Raw genomic sequence first — 9,219 nt, 5'->3', positions numbered from 1 at the left:
AACACGCTCTCCGCAGTCTTGAAGCCAAGCATCCGCACCGCTGCAGTTGAGTGCCCCCAACCGACAACCCAAAACTAACCCAGGCCTACTCGCCAAGCGCCCCTCAATACAAATCCACCGGATCCACATCCAGCGACCAGCGCACTTTGCGTGCTTCCAGTAGTGCCGGGATCCGGGGCAGGGCTTCATCGAGGCGGCGATGCAGGTCGCGGCGCTGGGGGGCGCTGAGTAGTAGTTGGGCGCGGTGGAAGCCGGCGCGGCGGGGCATGGGGGCGGGCAGGGGGCCCTGGATTTCCAGGGTGGTGTCGGACTGGCCCAGTGCATGGCGCGCGGCCTGCAGGAATTCGCGGGCGGTGTCGATATGTTTGGCTTCGGCGCGCATCAGTGCCAGGTGTCCGAACGGCGGAAAACCCGCCAGCTCGCGTTGCTGCTTTTCCTGCCGTGCAAAGGCGTGATAACCACCGTTGATCAGCGTTGTCAGCAACGGGTGATCCGGGTGGTGGGTCTGCAGCCAGACCTGGCCGGGTTTGAGTGCGCGACCGGCGCGACCGGCGACCTGGATCAATAATTGCGCGAGTTTCTCGCCGGCACGGAAATCGGCGGAAAACAATCCTTCATCGACACCGACCACCACCACCAGTGTCAGCTGTGGCAGGTCGTGGCCTTTGGCCAGTATCTGGGTACCGATCAGAATACCGGGCTGATCACCGATCGCCTGCAATTGTTTGGCCAACGCATCGCGACGCTGGGTGGTACTGCGGTCGATGCGGAAAATCGGTATGTCGCTGAATTTCTCGCCCAGCACTTCTTCCAGCCGTTCGGTGCCGATGCCCTGCGGTTGCAGCGCCAGGCCACCGCAATCCGGGCAGGCCGGCGGGGTCGGCTGGCGGGCGCCGCAATGGTGGCATTGCAGGCGTCGGCCGCCGGCATGCACGGTCATCGGGGTCAGCTGCTGCTCGGTGCTGCAGCGCTTGCAGTGCGCGCTCCAGCCGCAGTCATGGCACAGCAGCACCGGCGCGTAGCCGCGGCGGTTCTTGAACACCAGCACCTGGCCGCCGGCATCGACGGTGCGGCGGATCTGCTGCAGGGTTTCCGGCAGCAGGCCGCCTTCCAGCAGCCGCTTGCGCGCATCGATCACACGCACGCTGGGCGGCTGTGCGTTGCCGGCCCGCTGCGGCAGGCGCAGGGTCAGGTAACGGCCGCTGTCGGCGTTGTGCAGGGTTTCCAGCGACGGTGTGGCGCTGCCCAGCAGCACCGGGATGTCCAGGGCCTTGGCGCGGACCAGGGCGAAATCGCGGGCGTGGTAGCGGATGCCGTCCTGCTGCTTGTAGCTGCCGTCATGTTCTTCGTCGACGACAATCAGACCCGGCTCAGGCAATGGGCAGAAGATCGCCGAGCGGGTGCCGACCACCACCCGCGCCTCGCCGCGCAGGCATGCGGCCCAGGTGCGCGCACGTTCGCCGTCGTTGAGGCCCGAATGCAAGGCATGCACCGGCACCCCCAGGCGCGCGCTGAAGCGGCCCAGCGTCTGCGGTGTCAGGCCGATTTCCGGCACCAGCACCAGCGCCTGTTTGCCGCGTTGCAGGCAGTCGGCGATCAGTTGCAGGTAGACCTCGGTCTTGCCGCTGCCGGTTACCCCGTCGAGCAGGAACGGGGAGAAGCCGTCGCTGGCCAGCACCGCATCGACGGCGCGGCGCTGGTCCTCGTTCAATGCCGGTCCCGGCTGCGGCGCCGGCACGCTGGCGTCGGCGGCCAGTTCGATGCGCTCGGCCAGATCGCGCTTGGCCAGGCTGCGGGCGGCGCTCCGCCAGCCCGGATGCAGGACGTCCAGCAGCTCCTCGTCAACCGCGTCGGCCTGCAGCGCATCGGCCAGCTGCCGCGGCTTGCTGCCTTCACGCAGTCGGCTGCGCTGCTGCTGGCCCAGCTCGGTCAGCCGCCAGCCCCAGCTGGCGGTGGATGGCAACGGCTCGCCCTGTCGCAGCAGGGTCGGCAGCGCGGTGGCGATGACCTCGCCCAGCGGCGCGTGGGTGTAGCGGGCCAGCCAGCGCAGCGAGGCCAGCAGCTCGCCCTGCAACAGCGGCGTCTGGTCCAGCCAGGCGTGGGCATGGCGCAGCGCGCTGCTGTCGACCGCGTCGGCCGCATCCGCGGCGTCGGCAACCGCGACCACCACCCCGACCAGGTCCCGCGGGCCGAACGGCACCCGCAGCCGGCGGCCGACGTCGGCGGCGACCGGCGTCGGCGTACCCGGCGGCGGGGCGTAGTCGAAGGCCTGCGGCAGCGGCACGGGGAGGGCGACTTTCAGGCGCAAGGGGCGATCGCGGCAGACAAAGTGGGGTGCAGTTTAGCGGGCCGGGCAAGCGGCGTCGGCGCCCGCCCAAGTTGCGCACTGTTGCTAGCGGGGGCCGTGACGAAGATCACGCAAATGGTTGTGCCACAAAGGGATTCGGGTTTATCCACACTTGCTGTGGATAAATCTGTGCATGGCGGTCGTGCTTCACGGCATATGCACACCAATACAAGCCTCCGAGTCAGGTTGGCGAAAAAAACGCCACGCTGATATTTGTCAGCAATATCAACAAGATAAGCGTGAAACACGATTGCAACAGAGACCCCGGCGGGGGTGTTGCCTGAAGACATGACGATCCGGTGACCGCTGTGCACAACATATTTTGGCGTAAACCCTTGTGGCGATTGGGAGAGCAGATTTGACGGCGCTGTCAAGCTGCTAAAGGTGACTCCGGGAAGGCTATGATTTGGGCCATGAGCAGTAAATTCCATGGCTGAAAAGTCCACCGGTTCGCCACCGGCCGTCAGTGCGTTCCTGCGCGGGGTCGAACGCCGCGCCAGCCTGCTTGCCGGGCTGCAGGTGGGCAACCAGGCTGGCGGTGACCAGGCCGTGTCGGCGGCCATGCGTGCCTTCAGCCGCCAGGCTGGCGAGCAACCGCTGGCCGACTGGCCGCAGCGCTTCTGGCGGCTGCTGGCGGCGGTGCCGGGCCTGCGCCAGGAGGTGCCGGCCAAGCCGCCCGCCCCGTTGTGGACCCAGCCACCGGCCACCCATCTGGCCGGGCTGCACGCCAGCGACCGGCTGGCGCTGTTGCTGCGGCTGGTGGCCGGACTGGACGAAGCACAGGCGGCGCAGGCACTGGGGCTCGCTGCCGCTGACTACCAGCAGGCGCTGGCCGCGGCGTGTCCGCGTCTGCCGGACGGGCAACCGGATGCGAGCGGCTGGCGGCAACTGGCCGAAACCCTGCAACAGCAACTGCGCGAGCTGCCGCCCGAGCGGCTGGCGGCGCTGGCACGGCTGCGCGAGAGCGCACTGGCCGGCCAGCCGGTCGAACGTGGCCCGGCGTTGAAGGCGCGGGCCGATGAGCGCCGGCGACCTGCCGCCGCTACTGCTCGCGGTCATCGCCGGCGCTGGTGGGCGGCGGCGGTGTTGCTGCTGTGCGCGGCCGGTCTGGTCGCTACCTTTTACTGGCCATCGCGATCGGCGCCGCCAGCGCCGCCGCCACCGGCGCTGGCCGATGCCTGGGAAAACGGCACCGCCGCGCTGGCGCCGACCCCGGCAATCGACATCGAAGATCTGCCCCCGGCGGACGAGCCGGCAGTGCGCGCAGCGACCGCCGCCGGCGCGGCCGACGACGGCGACTGGCGGCTGCCGCCGGATCAGGCGGCACTGGCCCGCCAGGCCGACTTCCTGGCCTGGTATCGGTCCACGCATGGGCAGCAGCCATCGGACCCCAACCATCAGGAGCAGGCCAATGCGGCGCGTTGATGCCCGTCTGGGCGCCTTGCTGTGCGTGATCGCCGGCAGCGTCGCCGCGTTGATGCTGTCGAGCATGGTCGGCGCGCAGTCCTCCAGTGCGCCGTCGGGCACCGTGCCGGCGATGCCGGCGGCGCTGGACGAATCGACGCCGGCACCGGCGGCCGGTACCGGCGTCGCCCAGAGCGACGGCGCCTGGTCGGCGCTGCCGCTGGCCGAGCGCGAAGACCTGCGTGCGCGTTACCGCGCCTGGCAGCAACTGAGCGCGAGCGAACGCAGCCAGTTGGCCGAAGCCGCCAATGAGGTCGCGGCACTGCCGACGGAAGAACAGATGGCGCTGCGAACGCAGTTCCAGATGCAGGATCAGATGCACAAGCGTGGCTGGCGGCTGGGGCCGACGCTGGGCGCGGATTATCCGCGCCTGCATGCCCTGTTCGGCTACGTGCCGGCGGCGCAACGCGAGGCCTGTTTGACCCTGTTGCGGCAACTGGGGCCGGAAGCGCGCGATGACCTGGCGGTGTTGGCGCAGCGGATTCCGCCGCAGCAACGCGATGCTTTCCGCACGGAACTGTTGCAGGTGGCGCCGGCCAACCGCGCCGCCTGGTTGCAGCAGCGGCGCCAGCAGTGATCAGCGGGCGCCATTCCAACGCGCATTGAGCGAGCGCCGCTCAACCGGCGCCGCGTCGCCGGTGCCGGCAGTGGATCAGAAGTGCGAGCCCAGGGTGTTGATCATCACCAGCGACACCACCAGCATCAGCAGCACGCAGTAGATGTAGCCGACGATGAGGTATTTGACCAGCGTCATCGGCCAGCCCTGCTGGTAGACCCGCTTCTGCATCAGCAGCAGATAGACCGGAATCCATAGCGACAGGCCGATGATCACGAGCGTCGACAGCGTGCTGACCCACGGCGCATGCACGGCCAGCAGCGAGCCCAGCCCGGCGGTCGCGAATATCAGCGCCAGCACCATCAATATGTAGCAATGGCTGTACAGCGCGATGACCAGGTGTTCCAGGTAACCGCGGCGCTTGAACACATACGCCAGCTTCAGCAACAGCGCGAACACCGGCACCAGCACGAACAACGCAGTCGGGATCGAGGTCATGATCCACTTCACCAGCATCGCCGGATCGTTCTGCATGCGCTGCAGATTCTCGTGGCCGACGCGCGTCTTGTCCTTCAGCCACTGGTTGATGAAGCCCGGTGCGCCGTCAATCTTCGGCGCGGAGGTCTCGGGATCCCAGACCTGCGAATCGGTGGAGAACAGCTGCCCGCGCGTGGCGACCGGATCGGTGGCATGGCTTTCCGCACTACCGGCAGCTGCCTCACCACCACGCGCCTTGCGCAGTTCGGTGATGCGATTGTTGGCTTCGCCGCGTATCCGCACCTGCGCCGCGATCAATGCTGGATCCACGCCGGGCACGGCGGTACCGCTGCGCGCGTCCTCGCGGGCCTTGTCCAGTTCGGCCAGCAGGCGGTCACGCTCGCGCTCGACCTGCTCGATGGTCTGCATGTTGCCGAACGTGTTCTGCGCATTGCCCGGCAGCGTGCTGTCAGCGTGCACGCCCAGCTTGCCGATGAAGAACGTCAACAGGCTGAGGATCACGAACATCCGCAACGGTGGGATGTAACGCACGCGATGGCCGGCGAGGTAATTGATGGCGGCACGTCCGGGCGACAGCAGATCGCGCAGGGTGCGGAATACCCGCCCATCCAGATGCCAGAACGATTCGAACACTTCTTCCAGCGCATGGCCGGTGTGGCGCAGCGGATTGTGCGCGGATTGTCCGCAGCGGTAGCAGTAATCGCCTTGCAATGGGGTCTGGCAGTTTTCGCAAGCAACGGGATGGTCGGCGTGGGTGCGGGTCATCTGCGGTTGGGGCTCGGGCCAATGTGAACGGGTAAGATACCCGCCTGCTTAGACCCGGTGCCAGCGCGAATCCGCGCGACCGTAGTCCGCATCGTGAAATCCATGTCTTCCATCCTGTCGTCGCCCCCGCGCTTCGTCGACGAAGTGCGCGCCACGGGCACGCTGGCATTGCCGTTGGTGCTGGGCCATGTCTCGGCCGGCCTGATCGGCTTTGTCGACAATGTCATCGCCGGTCACCACAGCACCCAGACGCTGGCCTCGGTCACCGTTGGCACCGCGTTGTTGTGGTTGCCGATGATGGTGCCGATCGGCACCCTGATCTCGCTGACCGCCTCGGTGTCGCAGCTCGATGGCGCGCGCCGCCAAAGCGAAATCGCGCCACTGTTCCGGCAGGCGCTGTGGCTGTCGCTGGGCATCGGTGCGTTGATGTTCCTGTTCCTGACGCTGGCGCCGTATCTGTTGCCGTCTTTCGGCGTGGCCGCCGACATCATTCCCGGCGCGCGCGAGTTCCTGCATGCGATCCGCTGGGGCGTACCGGCGCTGACGTTGTACTTCTGCATGCGCTACCTGAGCGAAGGTACGCACTGGACGCTGCCGGCGATGGTGCTGGGCTTCGGCGGCCTGCTGGTGCTGGCACCGGTCGGCTATGTACTGACCTTCGGCAAGCTGGGCTTCCCGGAAATGGGCGCGGCCGGACTGGGCGTGGCCTCGGCGATCACCATGTGGCTGCAGGCGCTGAGCTTTGCGCTGTATCTGTGGCGGGCCAGGCGCTTTGCCGCGCTCGGCCTGTTTTCGCATTTCGAGCCGCCGCGCTGGGCGCCGATCAGGCAGCTGCTGAAGACCGGCCTGCCGATCGGCATCACCGTGTTCATGGAAGGCAGTCTGTTCATCGTCACCGCGTTGCTGATTTCGCGGCTCGGCGTGGTGCCGGCGGCCGCCCACCAGATTGCGGTCAACGTGTCGGCGCTGTGCTTCATGGTGCCGATGGGGATGGCCGAAGCGACCACCGTGCGTGTCGGCCGCGCGGTCGGCCAGCGCGATACCCAGGCAATCCGCCGGGCCGCCTATGCCGGTTACCTGATCGTACTCGGCACCCAACTGGTGTCGGCCACCGCGCTGGTGCTGGGCCACGAGGCGGTGGTGTCGTTGTATACCGATGATGTCGCGGTGGCGACGCTGGCCGGCAGCCTGCTGTTGTTCGCGGCGGTGTTCCAGTTGCCCGACGGCATCCAGGTGCTTTCCGCCGGCGCGCTGCGCGGGCTGAAGGACACGCGGGTGCCGATGTGGCTGGCGGCGCTGTCCTACTGGGGCCTGGGCATGCCGCTGGGCGCCGGTCTCGGACTGGGCCTGGGCTGGGGACCGAAAGGCATGTGGATGGGGCTGATCCTGGGCCTGACCACCGCCTCGATCCTGCTGGCGATCCGCTTCCAGCGCAGCAGCCGGCGCTGGCAGCAGTTCGCCCCGGACGACACCCGCGTCGCCGAACTGGCGGCCGACATCCCACGATAAAAACCCGGCGCAATGACTTAAGGGGCATGAAAATGTGCTCCACGGCCGCTAAGCTGGGCGCAGACTTGGAGGTCACCCATGAATCAACCTGTACGTCGCGGCCCGATTGCCGCTTTTTTCGTCGGCCTTTGGGACGTGATGAATTTCACGCGCAGGCTGATCCTCAATATCCTGTTTTTCGGCCTGTTGCTGGTCGCGCTGCTGATCCTGGTGGCGGTGGTCGGCAGCAGTGGCGCCGGCACCAAGCCGCTGCTGGATCGGACCACGCTGGTGATCGCGCCGGAAGCGCGCCTGGTCGAACAGTACACATCGGATCCGGCGCTGCGTTCGCTGGCCAAGGCGGTGGGTGACCGCAGTGCCGCCGAACTGCAATTGCGGGACCTGCTGCGCGCGCTGGATGCGGCCGGCAAGGACAAGCACGTCGAACGCGTGCTGCTGCGCCTGGACCGCCTGCAACCCAGTGGCTACGCCTCGCTGCGCGAAATCGGCGCGGCCATCGCCAAACTGCGCGCCTCCGGCAAGCAGGTGGTCGCGTTTGGTGAAAACCTCAACCAGAGCCAGTACCTGATGGCCTCGCAGGCCAACGAGGTGTATCTGGATCCGATGGGCAGCCTGGTCCTGGAAGGCCTCGGCCGTTACCACCAGTTCTTCCGCGAAGGCCTGCAGGACAAGCTCGGCGTCGACGTGCACGTGTTCAAGGTCGGCGAGTACAAGTCGGCGGTCGAACCATACGTGCTCGACGCCGCCTCGCCGGAAGCCAAGGAAGCCGACCTGTACTGGATGGGTGATGTCTGGCAGCGCTTCCTGGCCGACATCGCCAAGGCCCGCAAGCTGAGCCCGGAACAACTGGCTGCCGGCATCGACACCATGCCCGAAGGCGTGGCCGCCGCCGGTGGCGATCTGGCCAAGTACGCCCTGCAGCAGAAGCTGGTCGACGGGCTGAAGACCGAAGAACAGGTCGACCAGCTGCTGGCCGAACGCGGGGTCAAGGACGAGGATTCGGATTACGGTTTCCGCGCCATCTCGCTGGATGACTACCTGCTGCACCTGGACAGCAAGTTGCTGCCGATCGACAACCGTCCGCAGGTCGCGGTGGTGGTGGCCGAAGGCGAGATCACCGATGGCGAACAGCCGCCTGGCAAGATTGGTGGCGTGTCGACCGCGGCGCTGTTGCGCGAAGCGCGCGACGACGACGACGTCAAGGCCGTGGTGCTGCGGGTGGATTCACCCGGCGGCGCGGTGTTTGCGTCCGAGCAGATCCGCCGCGAAGTCGCCGCGCTCAAGCAGGCCGGCAAGCCGGTGGTGGTGTCGATGGGCGATCTGGCGGCCTCCGGTGGTTACTGGATTTCGATGAATGCGGATCGGATCTACGCCGACCCGTCGACCATCACGGGTTCGATTGGCATCTTCGGCATGATTCCGACCATCGATCGCACCCTGGACAAGATCGGCGTGCATACCGATGGCGTCGGCACCACCCGTTTTGCCGGTGCCTTCGACATCACCCGGCCGCTGGATCCGGCGGTGGGCCAGATCATCCAGTCGGTGATCAACAAAGGCTATGCCGATTTCACCGGCAAGGTCGCGCAGGCGCGCAACAAGTCGGTCGAAGCGATCGATGAAGTCGCCCGTGGCCGGGTCTGGAGCGGTGCCCAGGCCAAGGACCGCGGTCTGGTCGATGAGCTGGGCGGCATGCAGGAGGCGCTGGCCGATGCGGCCCGCCGGGCCAAGCTGGGCAGCCCGGACAAATACCGGGTGCGTTATGTCGAACCGGTGGTGTCACCGTTCGAGCAGTTCATGCGTGGCTTTGCCAGCAGTCGCGTCGGCAGCCTGATGCTGAAGGACTCGGATCTGGCGCGGGCGCTGGTCGCGCAGCGCCTGCCGCAGGTCGAGCAGCAGCTGAAGTTCGTCGAGGACGCGACCAGGACCGGCAACGGCGCCCCGGTCAAGACCCTGGCCTACTGCATGTGCGGTTGGTAAACACGGCAGCCGGTCACCGCGCTGTCGCTGGATGAGCAAAGCCACCTCGGCGACGAGGTGGCTTTTTCATGCCGGGTGTTCGCCCCCCGGCGCTGGGCGC

General features: G+C 67.2%; 6 protein-coding genes. 4 read left to right on the top strand and 2 right to left on the bottom strand.

Translation table 11 applies throughout. From position 1 onward, the window contains the following. Nucleotides 1-103: 103 nt before the first annotated feature. Nucleotides 104-2,308 (bottom strand): primosomal protein N', encoded by a 2,205-nt coding sequence (locus ABB29_RS09695; RefSeq protein ID WP_057658540.1) that lies wholly within the window; start codon nt 2,306-2,308, stop codon nt 104-106. Between the two features lie 468 nt (nt 2,309-2,776). Here ABB29_RS09695 and ABB29_RS16370 point away from each other — a divergent pair, with 468 nt between their 5' ends. After that, nucleotides 2,777-3,772: a hypothetical protein gene (locus ABB29_RS16370; RefSeq protein WP_057658538.1), complete on the top strand. Its 996-nt coding sequence runs from the start codon at nt 2,777-2,779 to the stop codon at nt 3,770-3,772. Beyond that, the gene (locus ABB29_RS16130; RefSeq protein WP_057658536.1) at nt 3,759-4,388 is read left to right on the top strand and encodes a DUF3106 domain-containing protein; all 630 of its coding nucleotides are present in this window, start codon (nt 3,759-3,761) and stop codon (nt 4,386-4,388) included. The genes ABB29_RS16370 and ABB29_RS16130 overlap by 14 nt, the downstream gene beginning before the upstream one ends. Nucleotides 4,389-4,463: 75 nt before the next feature. On the opposite strand, the gene ABB29_RS09680 is transcribed toward ABB29_RS16130, so the two are convergent. Next, a complete protein-coding gene (locus ABB29_RS09680) occupies nt 4,464-5,630 on the bottom strand; it encodes a DUF3667 domain-containing protein (protein WP_057658535.1) in 1,167 nt (388 codons plus the stop codon). A 102-nt stretch (nt 5,631-5,732) separates the two neighbouring features. Between ABB29_RS09680 and ABB29_RS09675 the strand changes: the two genes are divergently transcribed. After that, nucleotides 5,733-7,139 (top strand): MATE family efflux transporter, encoded by a 1,407-nt coding sequence (locus ABB29_RS09675; protein ID WP_083487746.1) that lies wholly within the window; start codon nt 5,733-5,735, stop codon nt 7,137-7,139. A 78-nt stretch (nt 7,140-7,217) separates the two neighbouring features. Then, the gene (sppA, locus tag ABB29_RS09670) at nt 7,218-9,119 is read left to right on the top strand and encodes a signal peptide peptidase SppA (protein ID WP_057658532.1); all 1,902 of its coding nucleotides are present in this window, start codon (nt 7,218-7,220) and stop codon (nt 9,117-9,119) included. Nucleotides 9,120-9,219 lie beyond the last annotated feature (100 nt).

Source organism: Pseudoxanthomonas dokdonensis (assembly GCF_001431405.1).
Classification (GTDB): domain Bacteria; phylum Pseudomonadota; class Gammaproteobacteria; order Xanthomonadales; family Xanthomonadaceae; genus Pseudoxanthomonas_A; species Pseudoxanthomonas_A dokdonensis.
The sequence above is the reverse complement of the archived record's forward strand: the minus strand, read 5'-3'. Positions and strand labels throughout refer to the sequence as shown.

Coding starts and splice junctions, on each gene's coding strand:
- ABB29_RS16370 (WP_057658538.1), top strand. CDS start 2,777: ATGGCTGAAAAGTCCACCGGTTCGCCACCGGCCGTCAGTGCGTTCCTG.
- ABB29_RS16130 (WP_057658536.1), top strand. CDS start 3,759: ATGCGGCGCGTTGATGCCCGTCTGGGCGCCTTGCTGTGCGTGATCGCC.
- ABB29_RS09680 (WP_057658535.1), bottom strand. CDS start 5,630: ATGACCCGCACCCACGCCGACCATCCCGTTGCTTGCGAAAACTGCCAG.
- ABB29_RS09675 (WP_083487746.1), top strand. CDS start 5,733: ATGTCTTCCATCCTGTCGTCGCCCCCGCGCTTCGTCGACGAAGTGCGC.
- sppA (WP_057658532.1), top strand. CDS start 7,218: ATGAATCAACCTGTACGTCGCGGCCCGATTGCCGCTTTTTTCGTCGGC.